Annotated in this window: 22 protein-coding genes; 16 read left to right on the top strand and 6 right to left on the bottom strand. The window is 34.4% G+C overall.

The window, feature by feature from the left end; all coding sequences use genetic code 11:
• Positions 1-18: 18 nt before the first annotated feature.
• The gene (locus E0W69_RS17360; RefSeq protein WP_131331327.1) at positions 19-342 is read left to right on the top strand and encodes a hypothetical protein; all 324 of its coding nucleotides are present in this window, start codon (positions 19-21) and stop codon (positions 340-342) included.
• Positions 343-349: 7 nt separating this feature from the next.
• Positions 350-1,186 (top strand): hypothetical protein, encoded by an 837-nt coding sequence (locus E0W69_RS17355; RefSeq protein WP_131331326.1) that lies wholly within the window; start codon positions 350-352, stop codon positions 1,184-1,186.
• 114 nt (positions 1,187-1,300) lie between these two features.
• Here the strand turns inward: E0W69_RS17355 and E0W69_RS17350 are convergent, their stop codons facing one another.
• Positions 1,301-1,624, bottom strand: a complete 324-nt coding sequence (locus E0W69_RS17350; protein ID WP_131331325.1) for a hypothetical protein — start codon at positions 1,622-1,624, stop codon at positions 1,301-1,303.
• Between the two features lie 177 nt (positions 1,625-1,801).
• Positions 1,802-2,131: a hypothetical protein gene (locus E0W69_RS17345; protein WP_131331324.1), complete on the bottom strand. Its 330-nt coding sequence runs from the start codon at positions 2,129-2,131 to the stop codon at positions 1,802-1,804.
• Positions 2,132-2,768: 637 nt separating this feature from the next.
• Between E0W69_RS17345 and E0W69_RS17340 the strand changes: the two genes are divergently transcribed.
• The 3 genes from E0W69_RS17340 to E0W69_RS17330 all read left to right on the top strand — a co-directional run bounded on the left by E0W69_RS17340 (position 2,769) and on the right by E0W69_RS17330 (position 8,741).
• Positions 2,769-5,987, top strand: coding sequence for a SusC/RagA family TonB-linked outer membrane protein (locus E0W69_RS17340; protein ID WP_131331323.1), 3,219 nt, complete (start codon positions 2,769-2,771; stop codon positions 5,985-5,987).
• Between the two features lie 101 nt (positions 5,988-6,088).
• Complete coding sequence (locus E0W69_RS17335; protein WP_191967897.1) at positions 6,089-7,384, top strand: RagB/SusD family nutrient uptake outer membrane protein; 1,296 nt, start codon at positions 6,089-6,091, stop codon at positions 7,382-7,384.
• Positions 7,374-8,741, top strand: a complete 1,368-nt coding sequence (locus E0W69_RS17330; protein WP_131331321.1) for a TlpA family protein disulfide reductase — start codon at positions 7,374-7,376, stop codon at positions 8,739-8,741. Before E0W69_RS17335 ends, E0W69_RS17330 begins: the two co-directional genes overlap by 11 nt.
• 51 nt (positions 8,742-8,792) lie before the next feature.
• Here E0W69_RS17330 and E0W69_RS17325 read toward each other — a convergent pair whose 3' ends face one another.
• Both E0W69_RS17325 and E0W69_RS17320 read right to left on the bottom strand, forming a co-directional pair.
• Complete coding sequence (locus E0W69_RS17325) at positions 8,793-9,083, bottom strand: hypothetical protein (RefSeq protein ID WP_131328480.1); 291 nt, start codon at positions 9,081-9,083, stop codon at positions 8,793-8,795.
• 90 nt (positions 9,084-9,173) lie between these two features.
• On the bottom strand, positions 9,174-9,632 hold the full coding sequence (locus E0W69_RS17320) for a MauE/DoxX family redox-associated membrane protein (RefSeq protein ID WP_131331320.1): 459 nt from the start codon (positions 9,630-9,632) through the stop codon (positions 9,174-9,176).
• A gap of 311 nt (positions 9,633-9,943) precedes the next feature.
• Here E0W69_RS17320 and E0W69_RS17315 point away from each other — a divergent pair, with 311 nt between their 5' ends.
• The 4 genes from E0W69_RS17315 (at position 9,944) to E0W69_RS17300 (ending at position 15,188) form a co-directional block, all read left to right on the top strand.
• Complete coding sequence (locus E0W69_RS17315) at positions 9,944-10,528, top strand: RNA polymerase sigma factor (RefSeq protein ID WP_131331319.1); 585 nt, start codon at positions 9,944-9,946, stop codon at positions 10,526-10,528.
• A gap of 1 nt (position 10,529) precedes the next feature.
• Positions 10,530-11,840: a FecR family protein gene (locus tag E0W69_RS17310; RefSeq protein ID WP_131331318.1), complete on the top strand. Its 1,311-nt coding sequence runs from the start codon at positions 10,530-10,532 to the stop codon at positions 11,838-11,840.
• Between the two features lie 341 nt (positions 11,841-12,181).
• Entirely contained in the window at positions 12,182-13,813 is a 1,632-nt protein-coding gene (locus E0W69_RS17305; RefSeq protein WP_131331317.1) for a T9SS type A sorting domain-containing protein, read from the top strand.
• A gap of 304 nt (positions 13,814-14,117) precedes the next feature.
• Positions 14,118-15,188: a 3-oxoacyl-ACP synthase III family protein gene (locus tag E0W69_RS17300; protein WP_131331316.1), complete on the top strand. Its 1,071-nt coding sequence runs from the start codon at positions 14,118-14,120 to the stop codon at positions 15,186-15,188.
• A gap of 52 nt (positions 15,189-15,240) precedes the next feature.
• On the opposite strand, the gene E0W69_RS17295 is transcribed toward E0W69_RS17300, so the two are convergent.
• Positions 15,241-15,516 carry a hypothetical protein gene (locus tag E0W69_RS17295; RefSeq protein ID WP_131331315.1) on the bottom strand — a complete coding sequence of 92 codons (276 nt, stop codon included), beginning with the start codon at positions 15,514-15,516 and terminating at the stop codon, positions 15,241-15,243.
• A 773-nt stretch (positions 15,517-16,289) separates the two neighbouring features.
• On the opposite strand from E0W69_RS17295, the gene E0W69_RS17290 reads away from it, so the two are divergent.
• The 7 genes from E0W69_RS17290 (at position 16,290) to E0W69_RS17260 (ending at position 23,176) form a co-directional block, all read left to right on the top strand.
• A complete protein-coding gene (locus E0W69_RS17290) occupies positions 16,290-17,228 on the top strand; it encodes a hypothetical protein (protein WP_131331314.1) in 939 nt (312 codons plus the stop codon).
• A 93-nt stretch (positions 17,229-17,321) separates the two neighbouring features.
• Complete coding sequence (locus E0W69_RS17285) at positions 17,322-17,630, top strand: helix-turn-helix domain-containing protein (protein WP_131328486.1); 309 nt, start codon at positions 17,322-17,324, stop codon at positions 17,628-17,630.
• 525 nt (positions 17,631-18,155) lie between these two features.
• Entirely contained in the window at positions 18,156-18,482 is a 327-nt protein-coding gene (locus tag E0W69_RS17280; protein ID WP_131328487.1) for a plasmid mobilization protein, read from the top strand.
• A gap of 51 nt (positions 18,483-18,533) precedes the next feature.
• A complete protein-coding gene (locus tag E0W69_RS17275) occupies positions 18,534-19,610 on the top strand; it encodes a relaxase/mobilization nuclease domain-containing protein (protein WP_131331313.1) in 1,077 nt (358 codons plus the stop codon).
• Positions 19,611-19,634: 24 nt separating this feature from the next.
• Entirely contained in the window at positions 19,635-20,222 is a 588-nt protein-coding gene (locus E0W69_RS17270; protein WP_131331312.1) for a hypothetical protein, read from the top strand.
• Positions 20,223-20,498: 276 nt separating this feature from the next.
• Positions 20,499-20,987: a JAB domain-containing protein gene (locus tag E0W69_RS17265; protein ID WP_131331311.1), complete on the top strand. Its 489-nt coding sequence runs from the start codon at positions 20,499-20,501 to the stop codon at positions 20,985-20,987.
• Positions 20,988-21,598: 611 nt separating this feature from the next.
• Positions 21,599-23,176: a T9SS type A sorting domain-containing protein gene (locus tag E0W69_RS17260; protein WP_131331310.1), complete on the top strand. Its 1,578-nt coding sequence runs from the start codon at positions 21,599-21,601 to the stop codon at positions 23,174-23,176.
• Positions 23,177-24,092: 916 nt separating this feature from the next.
• On the opposite strand, the gene E0W69_RS17255 is transcribed toward E0W69_RS17260, so the two are convergent.
• Complete coding sequence (locus E0W69_RS17255) at positions 24,093-24,317, bottom strand: hypothetical protein (protein ID WP_131331309.1); 225 nt, start codon at positions 24,315-24,317, stop codon at positions 24,093-24,095.
• Between the last annotated feature and the right edge of the window lie 118 nt (positions 24,318-24,435).

Here is a 24,435-nt window from a genome sequence, read left to right as displayed (position 1 = left end):
AAAAAATAAAACTAAAAAATGACAACAACACAATTAATTAAACATTACGGTTTCTTCCAAGACGATTTTAAGCTATATCGATATGAGGCATCTCAAAATATAGAAGACAAGCTGATATCATTTTTGGATGCTAAATACAATATAATCATACGGATTTATGGTGATGAAAAAGCTTACGAAGTACAATTTGGATATAGGAATGAACGCCCCAAAAGCATTTTTCAACAAATAGAAAAAAGATCGGTATTGAAGATACTTGCAATACATGATGCACTTGAAAAATGGTATATGGATGCAATTCAGTTAGGAAAAGGTGTTAATTGTTATAAGGAAATTAATTAAATAGCTTATGGAAACAGAAAATTGTATTTTCCATTACACAAGTATTGATACTTTGGCTAGAATTCTAGATAGCCAAAGCATTCGATTTAATAGATTAGATAAACTCGATGACATGGAGGAAGGGAGTGGCATTCCAGATTATATTCGATCATGGGTATTTACGAGCTGTTGGACGGAATCAAGTGAAGAGAATATTGCTCTATGGAAAATGTATGCAGATCGTTATGTCGGTAAGGGAGTAAGAATTGCACTCCCCAGAGATATGTTCAAGATTTATAACATAAGCGTGAAGAAGATTGAAGATAATATTGGTTTTAGATGCATTTCGAAGACCAACTTTTATCAATCCTATTTACCATTTGATGATTTATGCAGTGCCGATTATTTTACATTCTTGTCATCCAATACTGATCAGAATATAAATAGCACATTTTATAAGAGAATAATTTATGATAAAGATTATAAACAAAAGAATTTTGATTTAATAAAGGCGGATATAGCAAAGAATACAACCAGTTTTGCTATACCTGAAATGGGACAATATAAAAGTCCGATATGGGAATTTCAAAAGGAATCAAGATTTACTTTATTCTTTTTACCTCTGATTAGAAACAAAGACCTCTCAATTAAGGAAAAATACGAACTCCTTCCTCGAACTTTAACAATCCCAAAATCTTCCGAGTTGCAGGATTATTACTTGAAATTGGACGAGAATATATTGAACCATATTAAGGTTCGCCTCAGTCCCTTAGCTAAAGATTCTGATAAAATTATCGTTAAGGCATTATTGGATAAATACACAACAAATGGGTCCATTGAAGAAAGCAATCTTAGAATCAGATAACTAGTTTATAGCGAATGACAATATACTTATTCCATTCAACAGGAGTTTCATTTCAAGCCCTTCGGGCAATACGAAACTCCTGTTATTCTAGATATTAGCGGTAGTTGTTTTACACTAAGATTCTATAATGTCAAAAATTATTTGGAAATGCTCAAAGTCCTCCGTTGTGCCATTTTCTAACAGCCAGTTACAAAAATTACGCTTTTCATGTTTATTAATAATAGATTCTGTTTTTTCGTAAGGAATACCTCTTTCAGTACCTTTTATTGTTTTGAAATCTACAAATTCTTTCTTAAACTCTACAGCTCTATTTATAGTTGATTCTGGAAATAAATTTTCTATACCTCTTTGAATAATATGCCGCTCAATAAAGTCCATCTCAAAAAAACTGTGAAGATTGTTATACGCCCAATTTCTGAAAGAAAAGGTTAAAATCATTTTGAAGCCAAATTATAATTACCGCAACGTTATTATCACGCAGGTTATTAAGACAATTTTTACTTCGCATTTTTTTCAATTGCTCATTCCCTTTCTCCAAATACCCAATATAAGCTTTCTGTGAATTGATATGATCTTGCATTTGTGTTTCCTTTAATTTCCTATTCAATAATAATTCTATTTTTTTAATAATTTACTTTCAATATTCGTTTTCGATAGAATGAATGACAACATGACATCGAAATCAATTTCAATATACTCAGCCATTCGGGAAATTTCATTATTTGAAAAATCGCCAGGATTGATAACTTTCTTTTTTAGAGTATCAAATCCCATGTGAATATTTTTAGAGAGTATGGAATAAGGTACTAGAGCTTCTATTTGAGCAAATTCTGTTACTTTCCCATTCTCAAAGTCTCGTTTTAAAGAGGTTCGTTTTATTTTATATTTTTGTTCTAATTGCTCGAACTTTTCTTTTTCTGAAAGATTACTCTTTTTTCTTGGCACTTCTACATTTTTTATGCTGAAAAGTTAGACACAATTCAATATTCTTATATATTATATACATATTTAGTTAATTATATAAATAATTATAAATAAAAAATACAGAAATGGAATTTATTATTATCTTTGAATTATACTTAGAAATTAAATTATGAATTAATACTTTTGCGGAAGCATCAATAAAATATTGAACGCATTCGCTTAGAGTCTCGGTTTGGAAACCTCGGAAATTTTCATTGGACAAGAGACAATAAGTAGGATGCCCACGTTAAGGCGTGGGCTTACTTATCGTGTCCACAGCTCTCCGAGGAGTTCCAAGCCGGTAATGTGAGTCCACGCTGTTTTTATTGAGCAGAAAGACATTACTACTTACAAGAGACTCATTATTCAGAACTTGGTCAATTTTGAGAAATGAGAATACAACTACTTACAAACACTTCTGCGGCAGAAGCAGAAAACACAGTTTCCATTTGGCTCGCAGCCAAATGCAACCAACAATACTCCTGTAAGCCGCGTAACCCCATCTAGTATAATACTATTCCAGCCTGGTCGCAATCCATGAAAGCTAATAGCAACGGCACTTTCCGGGCGTCTGGCATTTTCAACTATAATTTTTTACTGTTTTAATCATTGATTACCAATGCAAAAATTAACGCTCATGGGCGTATTGGGGATACTATTGTCTATAATTTCCCTACAAGCACAGACTGTTAGGGGGCGAGTAATATCGTCTAACGGAGATGTCTTACCCAATACCAGACTACATTTAATAAAAGTTACAACTATAAAATTCACGGATGATAAGGGATTTTTCACTTTATATGTTGCACAAAAAGATACACTAGAAATTTCACATATTGGCTATCAAACAGAAAGAATGCCCGTTAGTTCTAAAGACACTTTTTTAACTATAAAACTATCATCGATCTCTGATTTGGATGAGGTGGTGGTTTCCACGGGTTACCAACAAATCACAAAAGAAAGGGCAACGGGGAGCTATGATTTTGTAAGTAATCATCTAATTAACAGAAGCATTACGACAAATATCCTAGAGCGTATTGAAAACTTAACACCAGGATTGCTATTTAATCACGGAGTCTATACAGGGGATGATATGCTGATAAGAGGCAGAAGTACTATTTATGCAAATGCCTCTCCTTTGATAGTCATTGACAATTTTCCATATGACGGGGACATTAAGAACATCAATCCCAATGATATTGAGAGTATTACTATCCTTAAGGATGCGGCGGCGGCATCTATCTGGGGCGCACGGGCAGGCAATGGTGTGATCGTAATGACTACAAAAAAAGGTTTAAATAAAAAGCCAACGGTCGAACTGACTAATAATTTCACTTTTGTTCCCAAGCCTAATATGTTTAATATTTCACGTATTTCCAGTTCTGAATACATTGATCTTGAAAAAAAACTTTATGCAGACGGATACTATTCCAGTCAGGTTCTAGATCCGTCCCATCCTGCGTTAACGCCAGTTGTCGAGTTACTGTTAGCAAAGGATGCTGGAAGTATTTCTTCCAGCGATGCAGATGCCGATATAGAAAAGTTGAAACAATATGATGTGAGAAATGATGTATCAAAATATCTTTATAGAAGTGGATTAAACCGACAAAGCGCGGTTAATATCAGAGGAAGCAGTCCAAATTTGAATTACTTTCTATCCATGGGTTGGGATCATAATATTTCCAATCTTGTTAGTGATAAAACGGATCGTATTACAATTCGCTCGAAAAATGAAATCAAACTCTCTCCGAAATTTCAAATAGGGACTGGCATAAGTTATACGCAAGACTTAAGCACATCTGGCAATAATCCCGGTTATTCAATTATTGGCAGTGATGGCCAAAAGAGTTATCCCTACATGAGGCTGTCAGATAATTCAGGGACTCCGCTGCCAGTTTATTTGGCTAACAGGAAGACCTATCTTGATACGGTTGGAAGAGGTAATCTGTTAGACTGGACATACAAACCTCTGGCCGACATAAATGAACAAAAAAATAACTTATCCATTAAGGATTATGTCATTAACACAGATTTTCATTACCAGATACTTCCTTCCTTGTCTGCTGAGGCAAGATACCAGTATGAAAATTCATTATCGACAACTAAAAATCTTTACCGGGATTCCTCTTATTATGCAAGAGACCTTGCCAATAAGTTTACCCAAGAAGATGTGAATGGAAATTTTTCTTATCCAGTTGCCCGTGGTGGGATCTTGGATTACAGTTATGGAGAAATCCTGTCTCATCAGGGTAGAGCGCAGTTGAATTATAACACTACATTTTTGGGGGAGCACAAAGTAACCGCTATAGTGGGTATGGAAGTGAGGAGTATTATAACGAAATCAAACAGTGTACGCTACTACGGCTATGATGAGGGGCTGGAAACGTCCAACGGTTATGTCGATTATTCTACGTTATATAGTTATTACAATAATGCGCTGATACAGAGTTATATCCCCAATGGGCAATCGACAGGCAAAACGACGGCAAATTTCTTTTCCTACTATGGTAATGCAGCATATAGTTACAAAGATAGATATACGTTTTCCGGTAGTTTCCGAAAAGACGAGGCAAATCTTTTTGGGGTAGCGACCAATCAAAAAGGGACACCCTTGTGGTCTATCGGAGGGAGTTGGCGTATCGACAAGGAAAAATTCTATTCCGTTCAATGGCTGCCCGAACTAAAATTTAGGACAACCTTTGGATACAATGGCAATACTTCTAGTGTAGCCTCAGCGCTAACCACGGCCTCTTTTTACCAAAATAACCTAGGACTTCAATATGCGGTAATCAACAATCCCCCCAATAGTAAATTAAGATGGGAACGTGATGGGATATGGAATGCAGGTATAGACTTCGCTACAAAAGGAAGAATACTATATGGCAGTATAGAATATTATAAAAAAAGCGCGAAGGACCTCCTTTCCCAGGCTCCCGTGGATCCTACATTGGGATTTTACCAAAACAATGCAGCAGGCAACGGGGCATACTTTTATGGCAATGTCGCTTCTATGAAAGGCTCTGGGTGGGATATAAGCATAAATTCACTTAATGTAAGCTCTAAAATATCTTGGACAACCTCCCTTATTTTTTCATATGCGTTTACAAAAGTGACCCAATATCTTATGCCAACCTCTGGTTCAGGGGCCAACTATTTGTATTCCAATACGATTAATCCAATTGTCGGTCGACCACTATTTAGTATTTACAGTTACCACTGGAAAGGTCTTGATCCTGAAAACGGGGATCCAGTAGGTTATTTGGATGGTGCTCCTAGTAAAGATTATAGTTCGATCATCAGCAGTACACCGTTGGACAGTATGGTTTATAATGGTAGTTCGTCTCCTAAATATTTTGGCGCCTTAAGAAATACGATAACCATTGGCAAGTGGAGTGTATCATTCAATATTTCGTATAAACTTGGGTACTATTTCAGAAAAACCTCCTCGTTGAGTTACTCAACACTTTTCGATACTTGGAATGGAAGTGGAGAGTATTCAAATCGTTGGCGACAACCTGGTGATGAACGTATGACCCATGTTCCTTCCTTGCCGCAATATCCTTTCCAGGATCTTAGTTCAAGAGATTTTTTCTATCAGTACTCCAGCCTAAATGTGTTAAAAGGCGACAATATAAGATTGGAGGATATAAGCTTTGGTTATGAGAGCCACAGAGACAGTCGCCTCCGACTTCCTTTTGAGAATATTAGAGTATATATCTATTTGTCCAATATTGGAACGCTATGGAAAGCAAATAAGGATGGCATTGATCCCTATTATTACAACAATATCCCAAGTGCCGGTATGAACAGTTCATTGGGAGTAAATATTACTTTTTAACCTAATAACTTCTTTAAATGAAAAATTTATATAGAATTTCTGACTTGTTTATAATATTCTCGGCCATTATAGCCACACTATCGTGCAACAAAAGTGATTTTTTGTCTGCCAAGACGAACCAAAGTCTTGTGGTTCCACAAACCATTTCTGATTTTCAGGCTATATTAGATAATCTCAATTATATGAACGGGGAGGGTACATATGGTCGTCCCATGATAGGATTGATGGCCTCGGACGATTACTATATGCTGGATGCGGATTATAATTCGAGAAGCCAGTGGATGAGAAATGTTTATCTCTGGCAATCATTTCCATATACAGGGGTAGATCTTCCAGATTGGGATTATCCATACAGGACTATTTATTATGCAAATAGTGCTTTGGAGGGTATCAGTGGTATTGCCCCAAATTCAGATAATAAAAGCGCGTGGGAAAATGTGAAGGGAAGTGCCTTGTATTTTCGTGCATTCGCCAATTTTGAATTATGCCAATTATTCTGCCCGGTATATGATTCCGCTTCTATGGAAACAGACCTAGGCTTGCCCTTAAGATTAAGTGCGGATGCCAACGAGCCGTTGTCTCGATCGAATATTAAAAAAACGTATGAGCAAATCTTAAATGACTTGTCGGAAGCCCTTCGATTTCTTCCTAAAATGGTAGCGTATAAAACAAGGCCTTCTATAGGCGCAGCATATGGATTGCTTGGTCGAGTTTATCTAAATATGGGTAGTTATAAAAATGCATTTCTTTACGCTGATAGTTGTTTGTCTTTACAACACAGTTTGATCGATTACAATACACTCAGTTCCTCAAGTACCTATCCAATCGTTCAATACAATCAAGAAGTTGTCATTGATCATAATTTTTATGATGCAAACAACTCTGTGGAAAAAGTAGATACCACCTTGTATAACTTGTATGAGGCAAATGATCTTCGTAAATCCTTGTATTTCAAACAATTTGGAGCAACATCTGATCACCGGTTTTATGGTTCCTATACAGAATCCTCCCTGCGATTTTCTGGCATTTCTGTTAATGAGATGCTTTTGATTAGGGCGGAATGTAACGCAAGATTAGCGCATTTGACGAGTGCTTTGGATGATTTAAATGAGCTACTTATCAACAGATATAAATCAGGCACTTATACGGCTTACTACTCTTCCGAAAGCCAAGACGTACTGAATAAAATACTGCTAGAAAGAAGAAAAGAGCTTGTATTTAGAAATATACGTTGGCAGGATCTAAGAAGGCTTAATAAACAAAGCCATAGCATCACTATAAAACGTATCATTGGTGGAGCAACTTATGCATTATCTCCCCATGATAGTCGGTATGTTTTCCCTATTCCAGATAATGTTATCTCATTAAATCCACAAATAATACAAAATGAATATTAAAAATATAAGAACTATAATGTTTGTGTTTTTCAGTAGCATCCTACTACAATTGCGTAGTGTGCAATGCTATAGTCAAAGTTCATTGGACTCCATAAGCCAGCAGTGCATTAATATAGCCTTAGCCAAAAAGGGAATAGACCTTCCAATAGGAGAAACGCTACCAACTATATCCGTGAGCATAGAGGGTTCTCAAAGTGATCAAAGTATCCTTCAAAAGTTCTGCAGGGGGAAGATACTTATATTGGATTTTTGGAGTCAATGGTGTGGAAGCTGTATCGCCTCTTTTCCTCACTTAGAAAAGTTACAAGAAAAATATGCAAATCAAATATTGATATTGCCGGTCACCTTTCAGAGTCGAAGCTCAGTATATAATTTCCGAAAAACAAGAATAGCACTTAATAGACCCATGTTATTGCCGACAATTGTAGAAGATACACTTTTAAGGGCATTGTTTCCCCATAATGGAGATCCATTTGAAGTATGGATAGATCCTAATGGAAAATTAAGGGGAACTACTTCCCAATTTGAATTAACCGAATCTGTTATAGAAAAAGTTTTAAATGGAGATTGGAGTACGGTGGAGCCTCTCCAAGCCAATGTTGATGGAAAATTCTCAGGTACAAATAAATTAACAGAGCCTTTATTCGGCTCTTTTTTGGGCAGATATGATCCCCATTTTCCAAATGGAAGAAACGTAACCATAGTAGAAAACGGACAGAAAATATTAAGGTGTACAAATGCCCCTATAAGTTGGCTATTTCAATGGGCTTTAAGGGGTAAATATGACGGTCCATATTTTAATAATAAAAGGTGTCTTTATAAGTTTAAGGATAGCATCACATTTAAAAAGTTTTTTATCAATATGGATAGCATTGAACACTATGACTATGTAATCCATAACAAATATTGCTATGAACTTAGAACGCCTATTGAATTTTCAGATAAGCAACTTTTCGACATTGGCTATAGGCAACTAGAAGATTATTTTAATATTTCTGTAAGAAAGGAAACTCATTTTATAAATTGTTTAAAGTTGGTCAGAATTTCGAACGTAGATAAAATTGCAGGAGATACTATTACTCCAATAGAATTTATGCACGAGCCGGATGAAGATCTCTATGACTATATAAAATGTTCTAGTACCTCTATGTCTGATTTAATTACAGCCTTAAATGCGATAAAAACAATCCCATTGGTAATAGATTCAACGAATTATTTAAAAAAAATAAATGTAAATTTTCGCATAAGAAAGATGGAGGGATTGGATTCACTTCAATTAAAACTAAAGGAATATGGCTTAAAGTTAATAGCTTCAAGACAATTGTTGGACGTACTTGTATATAAAGATAAAGAGTAAAAAGAAGACTGTCTATGTATTTAGACAGTCTTCCATTCCAATTTTTGGAAATTATTGAGCTTTTGCATAACTACTCAATTCTGTTCCACTTGGTTGATATTGTCCTCCTACTATGGAATAAGAGGAGTATTCTTTAATGCAATCATCTCCTGCATCAGAACAACCAAGGTAGTTGGACGTATGTAGTGTGGATGTTGACTGGGCTACACCACTGGAATTTGTAGGAAACCAATAGGTTGTTGCCTTAAAGTTTTTTGCCATAGCCCCACCAATGGCAAGTACTGCCGCTGTTGTCATCACGACGTTGCGGAATTTTCTGTAGTTTTTGTTTTGTGTAACCATGATACACTGTTTTTAAAATGATAAAATAAATATTTTCCGGTAATCCTGTTGGTCACAACCTTGATTTTTAGATTGGCGGCCGGTGAAAAATCAGCTTGCAGCAACCCGGATCGTTGCGCTGGCTGTAGTATCTTTTTTTGTCAACTGCCTGTTTATATAGATTCCTAATAGGACGAGTAATGTGAAGACTATATTAAATACAAGATGTTGTGTCCACGATAGTTTTTGTAAAAGTTCGCCGCATCCGCAAGGTTTGCGAGTAAATAGATTCATCACCACCATGCCTACGTATGTCGTAAATCCCATCATTAATAAAAGACTACTGCATAGTCCCCATTTTCTAGTCCGCTCTGTACATAGTAGCAGGGCAGTGAACACTTCACTAGTTGGGATGCCATAGGTCAAAAGCGGCACCCATTGCTGTGGTAAGGTTTGATTACTCATATCCTTTGCAAATGCTTTCAATTCCAATATTTTTTCTAGTCCCGCATATAGGAAAAGCATAAAAAGTAATGCCGTTATAGTCAATAGAATTCTTTGTTTTTTCATCTTGAATAGTTTTGTTTTTGCAAATAGTTTACAGTAGGGTTTTATAATTATAAAACCCATTAAAGACCTACATCCATCAAAAAATTATATCGTTTTTGCCTTCTACATATCGCTGTTTTTTTATTACCTTTGAATTACTTCTGAATACTGTTTTTTTACATCCTTCTGATATATACTCCCAAAAAAGAGGCTCGGGTACCAATAAAAAATCGTTTTTTTCAAATATTAATTTTAACCATGCGTAAGGTCTTTGTATCCATACGTTTTGTTTATGAGCGAAACTGGGGTAAAAAGTCCGTGCTTTTGAGAAAATGGAGGAAGGAACTAAATACGACGATAGCATGTATTTCAGGGCACTGGCAGATGGTGTCCCTGGCGCATTGGATCGCATCGATAAGGTGTTCGGACCGGCTATTGATGTCTATATCCGCCATTTCATCACGGATGATGTATCCGCGGTAGACTCCACTCATGCAGACCTTTTGGTGAAACTCTGGGAGCAACGCCACCAGATCATAGAAAAGGAGAATCCTGTAAAATGGATGTTCGGCATCGCCCACAAGTTGGCACTCAAAAGTCTGGAAAGGGGAAGATGGTATTTCGTGCAGCTGGAAGAAAAGCACTTTGTTGAACATACGGAAACTGTGGAAGATTTGGTGCTGGGAAAAGAACTAGAAGTTAGGGCAAGGATTGCTGCCAAGCAGCTTCCTCCCATGGAACGTAAAGTGTTCTTGTTGAAACTGGACACACAGCTCTCCAACGAGGAAATCGCACAAAGATTGGGTATTTCCCGTCAGACCGTCAAAAATGAGCTGTACAGGGCCAGAAGAAAAATAGAGCAGTTATTGGGTTACTGTTTTGTATATATCGTTTTAGAAATTTTTAAAAACAGTTAGTATGGAGTGGTATCAAAAAAGAACCAACAAACTTCTGAAAAAATACTTGTCAGGAAAAGCAAATGGCGCCGAGAAAAAAGAATTGAATGGTCTACTAATGCTCTCTGACGAAGAGGCCCTTTACCGCTTTGTGGATGAAGTGAACAAACAAAAGGGATTGCAAGGAGATGTATCGGAAGATTTGCATATAAATGCTATCATAGCAAGGAGTGATAAACGACGTACTCGCAGACGCATGTTATGGTCTGCTGCTGCCATCGTAGGAGTTTTTATTGTGCTCATGGCAGGACTATTTGTAACAAAGAATTCCAATTTAGTTTTGGAAGAGCAGCGTCGCGTAGTGGGGCCATGTTCCCCTGTAATATTCAACCCAGAACTGGACAGCCGCTATTTTGCCTGTGATATAGAGATTAAAGATGTTTTTCAAAAAAAACTGGATGGTAAGGATTTGGGGACTGTCTTGCGTTTCAATAACATTGAATTTTTACAAAAACACAAAGGAGTGCTACAAATAGTCGACCATACAGACCGCCGAGCATCCCGTTCAGAGCAAAGATATCTGACCTTACACACACCACCCAAAAGACAGTTTACTTTTTTACTGCCTGACGGAATATCTATCCGGCTGGATGGTGGCTCTAGGCTGCAATACCTGCTTAATTCTTCGGATACTTCCATGGTCTACTGCCGATTGGAAGGCCAAGCCTTAGTGAATGTACCGAAAATGCAACAAGGGAAGCCTTTTGTACTGGAAAACTATAACAGTCAATTATTTACCCTGGGAGCACAGTATGCCATACGCTCCGAAATTGGTTATACCAGAGCCGTTAGATTAGGGGGAGAGGTATCACTGGCAACAAGGCAAAATCCGAGAGCTGTGGCGTTGGAAGAAAACTGTAATGCCATGGAAGTGTACAGTCTCATGGAGGGTAAGGATAAGGGGGAGGTAAAGGATTCTTTCTCCTTGGCATCCATAGATAGGGCAACGGCACTTAATTGGACGAAGTCCATCAGACGCTACAATGACGTGTCCGTAAGGGTGTTTATGCTCGAAATGGAAAGATGGTATGGATTCAAAATTGAAAGTATGAAGTGTCTGCCTGCTGACCGTCATATTACTTCATCCGTATGCCAAGAGGCTTCGTTGGAAGAAGTGTTTGCCGCCGTTGAGAAATCCGGCGTTGCGATTTATCATAAATCCGGGATGTGGACCTTTTGTCCGCCAGCGGGAAAGTTGGATAGAGATCTTGAAAATATTACACATAGTCGCTACAGCATACCATCCCCCAAATTTGCTTCCTTTTGGAGATAACCTATAACTTGACTTGAAAATCGTTGCTCCATAATTTTAATCTTTTAAATATATTTTATTCAGAGGGTAATATCATATTAGTGTGCGAATGGATATTTTATTTTTTTACAAATCAGTCCAATATTGGAATTGGAGATGAAAATGCCCCATCCCTAATATTCTAAGTTATGAATTGCTTATAAATAGTTTGATTACTTTATAACTATCTATTTTATTCTATTGATAAAGAATAAAATAGATATTGGTATATAATATATTCGTAGAGATATCATTTATCCAAAAAAATAAATTTTATCTTCATAGTGTTATTGCTACTAAATTCTAAAGAAACAAAACTCACTATGAAACTAAAAAACTTTACTCTAACGGGTCTTTTAATTAACTGTGTTCTTTTTTTTACTTCTTGTTCTACTGGTGGTGTCAGTCCAACCGTTCAAGCTGGCAACTGGCAATGGAAAAATGCCAGTGGGAGTACCAATTTGGCAAATATTAATACTTCAACGACTATAAATACAGCATATGATGTTATTACATTGCGATACCAAATGTTATTGGGATTAACGAATACTAGTTCTTCAAATACAGGTACGGCCAATTTTGCAGTATACTTACAATATTTGGATGCTGGCTTAAGTTCTTCTGCGTCCTCTTCATCATCTTCGACGGGATGGTACACCAATTCGACCTATGGAGTATTGCCTGTAGATATTCAGCGCTATGCAGGAGATAATTCCTTTACGGAACCCTTTAACAGATATTCTGGAGGAAATTATACAGTGGGAGAAACCGATCAGAGTACATTAAATTATTCCCAAACAAATGGTTGGCATACGCTTTCTGATGCTGGAGTAAGTTATTCTTCTACTGCTGCGGATTACACAGCAAATAAGGCGGCTTTTACTATGTCATCTTCTGGCTCAACTATAACAAATGGTACCATAAATTCTGGAACTTATGGAGCTAATCCTTCCTACACACAATTATCGACAAGTCCAACTTATTCTTATTCTTCTACAATATCTTCTACCACTACTAATGGGCAAATTATTTATAATTCAACGAATGGGAATGCTAGTGGAGCCTATCCAATAACATTATCGGTTAATTCCAATTCATCTAATTATGCTCTTAGTGAATTGGAATTTCATATAAAACCTTCCACTATTCTACCTATAAATAGTTCAAATACAAGTACTAATATAGGTATTTTACCAGGCCATAGATATTTTTTTCGAGTTAGGGTTGCAGGAAAAATAACTGCAGGTTCAAGTACTTCTATTGCATATGCAAGTGTATATGGAATTGGTGGAGGAAATTATTTGGGAGCTAGAAATACCACCAATAAAAGTTCTGCTTCTTCTAATCCTGGACTAACGATTGGAGATTACAAAGTAAATAACGCATTTCCTTATTTGGATGTCAGCAGTAATTTATATGCAACAACCTTACCTGTTATTTATTCTAAAGAACTTTGGGGAACTTTAAATAATTCAACTATAAATTTATCTTGGACAACTTCCAATGAAATAAATAACAAATATTTTTCTATACAAAAAAGTAATGATGCTAAAATCTGGTCAGAAATAGGGACAATTAAAAGTTATTTTGAAAATGGAAATGGAAATGGCCACTCCTATTCGTACTTAGATGAAAGTCCGTTTTCTGGTAGTAATTATTATAGACTTATTCAATATGATTTGGATGGAAATAGCCATATTAGTAATGTAATACAAATAAATAACAATGGCATAAGTTCTTTTAAGTTATATCCTAATCCGGCAACTAACCAAATAACCATAAGTGGTATTAATATAAACGATAAATTGAGAATATTAGATTTAAATGGTAGAGTAGTAAATTCTATAATTGTAAGTAGCATTCCACAGAATATCAATATATCTAATTTACCGTCAGGTATTTATATACTAAATATAGAGAATAAAAAAAGCGCTCTAAAATTTATAAAGAAATAGAAAATAACTTGATCTTTAATATTCGTTACCAATACAATTTTCTTAACATTTTTAATTTTTAATAAATTTCTATAGATTTTTGTCAAAATCCATGACAGGGCAAATTTTTCATTGTTAAAATTGGTTTCCAATTTCTGAGTCAAGATTGCTAATTTCATTTTATTGATTGTTAAAATTCATTCAATTTATAAAACATGATGAATCGTATTTATCAACTAAATAATATTGAATATTAAAAATTTTATTATAGGTCTAAAATTCTAAAATATATTATATTGTGCCCAATTTTATAGAGTTTTGAATCATGCAGCAATCCATAATAACAGGAACTGGTGCTTACATTCCAGGGAAAATTGTAGGGAATGATTATTTTCTTGGCAATTGTTTTTTTAGATCTACCAATATTTCTTTAGAAAAAAAAGTGGAGGAAACAATTCAAGATTTTGCATCCATAACAGGTATCAAAGAAAGAAGATATGCAGAAGATAATATAACAGCTTCTCAAATGGGATTAAAGGCCTCTCAGATGGCTGTAAAAAATGCTAATATAGATGTAGAAGCAATCGATTATATCATTTTTGCGCATAATTATGGTGATAAAAACTCGAGATTAGAACCAAGTGATTTTGTACCAAGTCTAGCATCGAAAGTTAAATTTGGCTTAGGTATTAAAAATCCTAAGTGTATTGCCTATGATTTAATATTTGGTTGTCCGGGATGGTTACAAGGGCTAATTCAAGCAGATATTTTTATAAAATCTGGTAATGCAAATTGTTGTCTTGTAATCGGCGCAGATACGCTTTCTCGTGTTATAGATCCCTCAGATAGAGATAGCATGATTTTTTCGGATGGTGCTGGTGCCTGTGTATTAAAGGGGGTAAAAAATAGTGGAATCACATCCGGTGTTATGAACCATTCTATGCGATCCGATACGATAGATAAACATGATTATATTTATTCAGGTCAATCGTATGGATTTCCAGATTTGAATGAAAAATTCATTAAAATGCATGGTCATAAAGTATATAATTATGCACTTACTTATGTTCCATCAGCTATGAAAGAATGTCTAGATAATTCTGGTTTTAATATTGAAGATTTAAAAATGATTTTTATACATCAAGCAAATGAAAAAATGGATGACATTATCATTAAAAGGTTTTATGAATTGTATGGAATTAACAGGATTCCAGAATTTGTTATGCCAATGAATATTAGGTGGATGGGAAATAGCTCAGTGGCTACCATTCCAACTTTATTTCATCAAGTAATCAAAGAGGAATTAGACGGCTTTCAATTAAAGAATGGAGATTTAATAATGTTTGCTTCTGTGGGGGCAGGCATGAATATAAATGCAGTTACATACGTTATGTAAAACCAATCCAATTAATCGCATTATACCATATGCATTACCAACAGTGCCAATATTAATTGTGATTGAGTATATTCAAAAAGCCCTCATTCGAATCGTAAATAAATCCAATTTCGTGTTGTTCGTAATGATTGGTAAAAAAAGATTTAATATCATCTACACTGCCAAATGGCAAACCCAAAATAGTTATTTCCCTCTCGTTATGAATAAACTCCGTTTCTGCAAATTCATTGGTCAAAATTAACATTGGGAAAAGCTCAGTCGAATACTGAAGCATTTTTAAAGAAAAACCTTTTTGATGTTCGTTGATCGGAAAAAGTAAATAAAACATCCTATTTATTTTAGTACAAATATACTTATTTGAGAATTGTATTCATCCAACGAATACTATCTTAGAGATATAATGAAGGAAAACCCAATACAATGATGAATATTTTTAAATTATTTTTTTACGGTTATAAAATTCCCAATTATTGCTATTAAAATTATTTATTTTAAATATTATTGATTGATGTCAATAAAGTTTATTATTTTTATATAGTTATTGTGATTTGCAATTATCATCTATTTTTTAATTTATATAATCCTTAAAAAACAACCTTATGTTAAACCTTACTAAAAACCATCGATTACATAAGGTTGTTTTCATTTTTTTCTTCTTATGTATTTTTATTTGTTCCTATCGTAGAGATACATTAGCTCAGAAATTGCTTATGTATGGGCAATTGCGTGGGAGTTCATTTAGGCAAATAGTTCCAACAGAATTTATTAAGCATCTCGAGAATCTATCTGATTTACTCTTTTACATTCAGATATGCTCTTTCCTCATTGTCACTTTTTATTTATTTAGCTATATTTTCGGTAAAATAATATTTATTAAGAACGAAGTGGCATAATCCTCATTTCTAAGTTAAGAAAATTATAAGGTTGTCCTGAAAACTGATTATGTTCAATAGTATTCCATTCTTATTTTTAAAACCTACTGTGAATGATTCTTATAGATATTTTAATTTTTATACCAAATCATTCCAATATAGTGCAAATTAGTTTCCCTCTATTTTGAGAGGTATTAAAACGCTGTAATTTTAAGTAAAACGCCATTGTATGAGAACAATCAAGCATCGTTTACTTATAAACTGCCGTCAGGGTATCGATTTTATTAGCGCAAACCATTTCGGAGATCCCATGTATTGGGTGGATAAATTACCTAGGATAGATAACTATGCAGACATTGTACAATTTCAAAAACTTGAAAATAGGTGTGCTTCGATTAAAGCTCCAGTAGCGCTTTTCTACAATATACTACCCCGATGTGTATTTTACTCTTTGTCGGTAGTGTTTTTCCTTCTAGGATTGCAATATCCTAACACACATAATACCTCTCTTTTTATTATATGTGTGGGCCTTTTTGCCATGCCACATATCCTTACAGTAGGAGATTATCATCGGTTTAGGGTGTGTTTGAATACCGCTAAAATGTACGCCCATCATCATTTTTCCGTGCAGTATTTGGAAGGAATTCAGCAAAACATGATGCTAAAATATAACGACTTTTCTGCATTCATAAATTCTGGATGCATAAATAAGGTAAATAACGCGCAAAAGAATCTGAAAGAGGACTGCTGCCAAATAACCGAACGGATCAGTACTTTAGAAAAGAAGTTTGGAGACTCCAAAAAGAGAAGAGACAATTACGGAGCTATTCCACAAGCATTATTGATAAACTTAATTAAAAGAAGGATAAATGATGAACCTTCAACAATAATAGATATCTCAGATGCTGTAAAAAACCTGGAGCGAATTTCCAATGTTGCTAGGAATATTGGCTGTCAACCTGAAAATATTCGTACAGAGCTGGAAAACTTTAAAACCATTGGATCGCTATTATCTCAGCCCACCACAAGGCTCAGAAATTGTTTAAAATACTTAGAACGAATAAAGCAATTACCGGAATACATAAACCAAGAAGATTTTAAAAAACAAACGGATTACTTGTTTCGACAGATAAGAAACAAAATAAGCAACAGTCGTAAAACAGTGTAAACTAGTTGTTTGTAACAATAGAAATGCATCCTTGTTACCTAATTTGACTAAGAATTCCACCTTTATGTTTTCAAAAACTAAAAACTTAAAGGTATGGAAACTCCAATTTTATTTCCGGTAGATCCTAAAGAATTCTATCAGCACCTAACAGAAATCGTTCGTAAAATTATTTTAGAAACCCGTCCAGTCACACCGTTGGTTTCACCGCCTTTGGGTCTTTCTACAAAGCCACTTTTATCTATAAAAGAGGTTCGTGATCTTTTCGGTATTTCCAGACCTACGGTGGATGATTGGCACGAATTGGGTGAACTCAAAAAAGTTAAGATACGAGGAAAGGTGTATTTTCTGACAGATGATATTCAACGACTCATTGAAAATTCTAAAAGTAAAGATGGATCATAGAGAGGATGTCAAATAAAAAATTTTCCAAGAATACAAGATTTAAATCCAGTTATGTCAGCTGAACTTGTGGCGGATGAAAAGAAAAAAGGAGGTCATATTTGCCAAATAAAACCTTGAATAAACCTCAGGTATCCGCATACAAAGGTTAATACTCGACCGAGTATAGATACTTCCACTTAATCATACCTTCCAAGGAAGACCGGATACAAAATATCCTCTATAGTCCGATTCTATATATAAGATGTACTTGGAAATATAAGGTGAAATAGAGATTGGATTTGCATCATTTCTGGAAAACATGCATAACAATATTATTAGAGTCAAATCAAATATATGGTCAGATATGGTCAGAAAGTATCCTAGAAGGCCCTAAAAATAGCCTGTATTATCCGTATCCTAAAACCTTGTGGTTGGAGCCCTTGGTTTTCTATAGCAAGCAGGTTGGGCGTACTCATGTGAGGTCCAAATTATCTATTCTCTCATGACTGTCGCATTTGTCATTTATTCATTTTCAAATCCAAGTATATGAAAAATAAAACACGTCGTTTAAATATACTCGTTACACCTGATGAGTACCGTAGTATTCACTCGAAGGCGAGGCAATGTGAATTACCCATTTCTCATTTTTTGATTGAAGCATCTAGAAAAGTCGAGATTAAAATGTATCGTAAAACTATTCCCGCTTCTGTCTCTAAAGTAGTGTTAGCATTAACACTTACTGCTTCCAATTTTAATCAATTGGTTCGTCATTTACATCAGGGAAAGATCCAGCACATCACAGAAAATGAACTCAAATATTATGGTGAAAAAATTCTTTTACTGGCGGGTGAAATAAAAAACACACTGCAATAAGCAGATGTTTTTTTATACATTCCCAAAGGTTCAACTTTTAAAAACGCTGGTATGATCGCTAAACAAACGACCGCTAAAGCTTCTTCAGTTTCCCATATGGTCTCTTATGTACTTAGAGAAAATGGATTAAAACATTCGGAAGAAAAAGCTCAAATCATTTTCCAAAATGCACTTGTAGGAGAACATACCGATCAAATTGTGGCACAAATGCAGATGGCATTGGACTTAAATAACCAAAGATGTAGCCTGCCTCTTTTTCATGCAATCTTTTCTTTAAGTGAAGGTGAATCTTTAAATGAAGCGCAGGAATTACAATTGGCCGCAATGATTATGCAGGAATTTAAACTAGATAAGAACATGTTTTTACTTTGTAAGCACTCCAGTCCAGTAAGTAAAGAGCACTATCATGCGGTCATTGTTCGTCCTCCCATTGACGGTAGACAAGTAGTGAATCTTTTTCAATCCAAGCAAAGATTAATGAACATTGCCCGAAAGTGTGAAATGCTATTTCATCTAAAACAAGTCAAGACACCAAAGACTTGGAAACAGAAGTTGAATAGTTCTAATAATGAAAAACAGCATTGGAATACTCGGCAGTTGCAAGCTAGGATGGATTTGAAAAATGCACTTTATAAAGCAACTTCCATGTTGGAATTTATCACACATATGCAAAACTTGGGTTATAGTTTACACAAAGCAAGAGGACTGGGAATTGTACATCAATCCTCTGGAATTTATTTTAAAGCGAGTTCCTTAGGATGTAGTCTTTCTAAAATTGAGAAGATCATAGCCTTTAATAAAAAACAACAGAAAGCTCCAATGAGTTCTTCCCAAGTAGCACAATTAGAAAGAAATATTGCTTTAGCAAAGAGAGGTGTGGATGATGGAACACTTAAATCAACCTTGCTCCACAGAGATAGATTCATGCCTCGTCAAGTTTATCCAACATCCAAAAATAATAATAATACAAGTGCAACTATTGAAACCGTGACAAAAGCTTTGATTGATTATATGATTAGTCCTCTTAAGGTAGATATTGATGGCGTTTATTTTGGTGCGATGGGGATGGATGAGTCAGAAGAAAAAAAGCGCATCAAAGAAAAAATAAGAATCAAATTATCTATGTAAGTAATCCTTTAATATCCTCACGTTATGAATCTTTCTGAAGTAGAAATCGTATTAAAAGATTTGGTAAAAGAAGTGCAAGAAACCAAAGCACTTGTTGAAAAAGTAGAACCCTCTCAAGTCCAAAATGAGCTTTCCGATTCCTTGTCTTATAGTCTGAGAATACTACCTAAAAAAGTGGACCACATGAAAGCTCTTTTAGATTTAGTGGTAAAAAAGGACATGAAAGAGGATAAGATGTTGCGTCCAGAATCCATGGAAAAATTGCAGCGATCCTTAGATCGTACGATTCAACAATTAGCAGATCCTACACCTCAAAGAATCCGACACGAACACAGCTTCAAAGAATGGAAATGGTTGCTTCTTTTATTGTTTTTCATTGGACTATCCATTTTTCTGGGTTGGCGTAGTTTTACACGTTACAATCAATACAACGAACTACTCATTAAGTATGACTATGTTCAACAGGCGGCACCAAACTTTATCAGAGCTGTAGATTCTGTATACAATAGAAATCCATACTATTTTTTAGATCATCCTCCTAGAAATTTGGAACAAAACAATATTCCCGAAAAAACTTCTTCCAAAAAACGTAAAGCAAAAAAGAAGAAATAGCCACCTTTTGTTGTCCCATATTTTATACAAATTCGTGACAGTTTATTTTGTGTACTTATTCAATTTTCTTTTCAGTGTAATGATCTTTATGGTTCAGTTTTTCCTTCCTCCGTTATAAGATTTTCTGTACCGTTTTTAGTTCCACTAAGCTAATACGGTTCTCTTTAAAAAGCAGGCAGCTTTCGACGGCATATGCTCACTACGCTCCGCTATTCCACGTTCTGCCTTCTTTTTAGAGAACCGTTTTTTATCGCTGTTACACAAAAACAGTACATCATGAAAACTTACAACTCAACAGCAACCAGAGAAAATGAACCTCATTGGTCCGAATTACAAGAAGTTCAACTATCGTATCGCAACAAAATAAAAGCTACACAAAGACCTAAAATTAATATGGCAGAAGATGCATTAGCTCTTTTTAGATCCGTTTGGAACGAAGATGAAATGGAACTGGTGGAATCCTTCAAAATGCTACTCATCAATAATGCGAATAGAGTTCTCGGTATATATCACAGATCTACAGGTGGCACTGCTGGTACTATTGTAGATATTCGCATTTTACTTACGGTAGCACTAAAATCTAATGCTTGTAAAATTATTGTGGCACATAACCATCCGAGTGGAAATCTTACGCCAAGTCCTGCTGATCTGAAGATTACAGAAAGATTAAAAGACGCTGCTAAGTTAATGGATATTACACTATTGGATCATTTGATTATTACTACAGATAGTTCTCACTCTTTTGCAAACGAAGGACTCATATGATTCCTTCATTTTTTCATAACTGTATTAAATGCTATTTTACAATATATCATATAACCATTCCATTAAAAATATTAAAATATTTTTTATCTTTATCAAATACATGGTTCAATAAATTTGTCTAAGTGTGTCTACGCTTGGATTTGATCGATTTTCATTTTTTGTACATTTTTATCTAAAATTAGAATTTTAGAATGTGTGGCTCATGTGTTTCTACATATGAGCATTTTTTATATACTGCGATTAAGCGTAATTTTTTTGTCTTACAATTTACTTTCTTATAAAGTTAAACTGTAATTGATTTACAATTTTTTTGTCCTTCAAAACTATTGTGTATTGATAATTATCAATACACAATACAAAAAGGAAACAATATATATATACAATGTAACAAGAGTGATAGATTTGATTGAATTATAATATTAATTTCACGATACAATCATAACTATAACCCGAGATTAAGATTAAGAAACAGTTTGGGAATTGTCGATTTAGCTTGAAAAAAAATTAAATAATGATGTAGAACTTAATGCTAATGCTAAAATAAATTATAGTGTTAGAAAGGTTATTAGTTGATTTAATAGATTTTATTCATCCAACATAAATCACTTCTAATGAAACACATTTACACTTTAATTGCATTAATTTATTTAATTAGTGTGTCAAAACTGAATGCACAAATTTCAGGTCCGGTATCAAGGGTCTATGCAAATAGCCAAACAAATAGCTCTTGGGGGCTGGGTGCAGGTGGTATAAGTTCTGCGGACAATGCCATAGACAATTCAAGCAGTACGGCAAGTTCACTAACAATAGGATTAGCCTTAGTTGCTGGAGGCTATCAGCAGATTTTAACATTTGCAAGTGCCGTGCCAGCAAATACGGCAATTCATGTAAAAGTTGGAACCGTCGCTTCAGGCGTTAATGTCGGAGGCTATACAATTGTTGCAGCACTCGATGACAATGGGACTCAGATATCTTCTACTGGTAATGTTTCTGTAATAGGCTTGTTGGGAGGAGAAAATACGAATGAATATGTAATAACAAATACAGTAGCAGTAAAAAGCATAAGAGTAAGATTAGGATCAACAGTAGGACTTGGTATTACAGCAAATGTTTATGGAGCTTATTATGAAATATCATCTACGGGTTCTTTGCCTACGACACCATTTGATGTTCTTGCTGGCACCGAAACAACTTCATTGCTGAATGTAGGAAGCGCTTTATCATCGGTACTTAATCCATATAATTGCATAGATGGAGATACCGCTACAACAGCTACTCTGTTCGCCGCAGCAAATATTGCCGCCCAACAACAGGTTACAGGCTTGTTTGCTGGATTGTATCCTAGCGGATCTTATGCACATGTATTGATAGGAGATCCAGGAACTTTATTGAGCTTATCATTGATAAATGGTCCAATAACTGTACAACTTTTAAATAACGGGGTCGTTGTTCAAAGCACAGAAAGTACTGGGTGGAATCTAATCGATCTAGAATTACTGGGAAGTAATACATCCAAAGGATGGTTAAACATTCCCGCAACGGCTTCTTTTAACCAAGTTAAGGTAATTAGCAATAGTAGTGTTGTAGGCTTGCTTCAATCATTTAATGTATACGAAATCACAAGGGATTATAATACAAGTGTTTTACCTGTTAACTATAGTAAAGAGCTAAATGCGGTTTATTCTGATAACAAAGTTAATCTTAGTTGGACTACCGGGATCGAGATAAACAATAGTTATTTTTCGGTAATGAGAAGTCTGAATGCAACGGATTGGTCTCAAATTGGAAGAGTTGATAGTCATTTTTCAAATGGTAGTGGAAATGGATCTAGTTACAATTTTGTAGATAATACTCCTAATAGTGGAGTAAACTATTATAGATTGATACAATATGACTTAGATGGAAAATCAGCCCTTAGCAAAATAATCTCTATCAATATTCAATCAATACTTCAACCCGCTATTAAAATTTATCCTAATCCAACAACTGACAGAGTGAATATTGATAATGTACCTAGTGGCAGCTTGTATAAAGTTATTGATTTGAGTGGTAAAATTATTCTCACGGGAACACTAAATACATCTCCTGGGTATATTTCATTATCAAATGTTAAATCAGGTATAGTAATAATTGAATTATTTAGCCCGAAGGGGATAAAAATAGGTAGTTATAAAATAATTAAGAATTAGTTTTAAAAATTAAAATTTAGAAGATTCGCCGGAGATGTCTATCTCTGGCTTTTTTATTACAATCCAAAACATTAAACTAAATTAGGAATTGTTTATTTTTACGCAGCATTTATATAACTTAAGAAGATATGGATATAGAAAGACTTTAGTTTTATTATAAAAGATGAATTTGATTAGATATCCAAAATTCATGAATAGCTACACTTATAATATTATTTGATTCCAAGATGTTTCTGTTATTGTATAAAAGTTTTTAATGGATGGCATCTTAGTATTAAGTTACTTAAAATCAAGCAAGATTTAAATAATATACAAATTAATTATCCTATTTGAATGTGTATTAACAAAGTTACAAATACGTTTTAATGTTGGTCTCCATAGACATGGAGCCCCTTTAAGTTTTTTTTCTTTCTATGTAAAGCGTAAAGTTATTGATTATTTTATAAATAAAAAGGATCCTAGATAGAAATCCAAGATCCTGAATAGCTTTTAGATATCAATATGAGTTGCAAATTTATTATTTATTATAAAAATAAAAAAGGCCCTAATGGATATCGGGGCCGTGTTAATCGCATTGTAATACTTAATGAACAATAAAATTAATATTTTCTTTAAAAATTTTAAATTTATCAAGCGAAATATCTGTCCAATAATTTCAATAGCAAATATATTAAAAATTAAAAAGCCCCGATGGATATCGAGGCTAATAACTAACCGTTTAAGAAAAAACTAATTACAATACTATAAAGGTAAGAAATTACCATGTAAAAAAAGGCTTAATAATATTTTGAATCCTAGAAATTTATTTATCCTATCTGTTTTAAATATGAAATTGCGACACTTTGACTTGAACGAATTTTAGCTTAAATCTGATGAAAATAGTTTGTTTAAATAAGTTGATGGAATAGTGTCCATTTTAAAATGGGATATTATATTTTTTAATGAGTTCATCTTTGAACTCAACCAAAAAAATTGGGTCTTTGGATTTATCTTTCCAAAATATTTTTGAGTGGGAATGTTCAAAAGCATTATCCGAGACGTCTTCTATATAATCAATATCTTCACTATTTATTTCAACATATTCCCATTGCCCCTGATCGAACCACACTTCGTTTATTGCTTTTTTTACTCTTAAAATCATCGCTTTGCCTTTAGGTCTGTAAATGTAAAACTAATTATTTTGCCACTTTATTGTGTGGCGTTTTTGACTATAATAATGAAAACGGCGTAAATAAATGATCTCTTTCTTTGGCGCTCTT

It is taken from the genome of Rhizosphaericola mali, from assembly GCF_004337365.2.
GTDB lineage: Bacteria > Bacteroidota > Bacteroidia > Chitinophagales > Chitinophagaceae > Rhizosphaericola > Rhizosphaericola mali.
This window is presented reverse-complemented; position numbering and strand designations above follow the sequence as displayed.

Coding starts and splice junctions, on each gene's coding strand:
- E0W69_RS17340 (WP_131331323.1), top strand. CDS start 2,769: ATGCAAAAATTAACGCTCATGGGCGTATTGGGGATACTATTGTCTATA.
- E0W69_RS17305 (WP_131331317.1), top strand. CDS start 12,182: ATGAAACTAAAAAACTTTACTCTAACGGGTCTTTTAATTAACTGTGTT.
- E0W69_RS17350 (WP_131331325.1), bottom strand. CDS start 1,624: ATGATTTTAACCTTTTCTTTCAGAAATTGGGCGTATAACAATCTTCAC.
- E0W69_RS17330 (WP_131331321.1), top strand. CDS start 7,374: ATGAATATTAAAAATATAAGAACTATAATGTTTGTGTTTTTCAGTAGC.
- E0W69_RS17320 (WP_131331320.1), bottom strand. CDS start 9,632: ATGAAAAAACAAAGAATTCTATTGACTATAACGGCATTACTTTTTATG.
- E0W69_RS17310 (WP_131331318.1), top strand. CDS start 10,530: ATGGAGTGGTATCAAAAAAGAACCAACAAACTTCTGAAAAAATACTTG.
- E0W69_RS17290 (WP_131331314.1), top strand. CDS start 16,290: ATGAGAACAATCAAGCATCGTTTACTTATAAACTGCCGTCAGGGTATC.
- E0W69_RS17260 (WP_131331310.1), top strand. CDS start 21,599: ATGAAACACATTTACACTTTAATTGCATTAATTTATTTAATTAGTGTG.
- E0W69_RS17325 (WP_131328480.1), bottom strand. CDS start 9,083: ATGGTTACACAAAACAAAAACTACAGAAAATTCCGCAACGTCGTGATG.
- E0W69_RS17275 (WP_131331313.1), top strand. CDS start 18,534: ATGATCGCTAAACAAACGACCGCTAAAGCTTCTTCAGTTTCCCATATG.
- E0W69_RS17280 (WP_131328487.1), top strand. CDS start 18,156: ATGAAAAATAAAACACGTCGTTTAAATATACTCGTTACACCTGATGAG.
- E0W69_RS17255 (WP_131331309.1), bottom strand. CDS start 24,317: ATGATTTTAAGAGTAAAAAAAGCAATAAACGAAGTGTGGTTCGATCAG.
- E0W69_RS17360 (WP_131331327.1), top strand. CDS start 19: ATGACAACAACACAATTAATTAAACATTACGGTTTCTTCCAAGACGAT.
- E0W69_RS17295 (WP_131331315.1), bottom strand. CDS start 15,516: ATGTTTTATTTACTTTTTCCGATCAACGAACATCAAAAAGGTTTTTCT.
- E0W69_RS17285 (WP_131328486.1), top strand. CDS start 17,322: ATGGAAACTCCAATTTTATTTCCGGTAGATCCTAAAGAATTCTATCAG.
- E0W69_RS17270 (WP_131331312.1), top strand. CDS start 19,635: ATGAATCTTTCTGAAGTAGAAATCGTATTAAAAGATTTGGTAAAAGAA.
- E0W69_RS17315 (WP_131331319.1), top strand. CDS start 9,944: ATGGAGGAAGGAACTAAATACGACGATAGCATGTATTTCAGGGCACTG.
- E0W69_RS17265 (WP_131331311.1), top strand. CDS start 20,499: ATGAAAACTTACAACTCAACAGCAACCAGAGAAAATGAACCTCATTGG.
- E0W69_RS17355 (WP_131331326.1), top strand. CDS start 350: ATGGAAACAGAAAATTGTATTTTCCATTACACAAGTATTGATACTTTG.
- E0W69_RS17300 (WP_131331316.1), top strand. CDS start 14,118: ATGCAGCAATCCATAATAACAGGAACTGGTGCTTACATTCCAGGGAAA.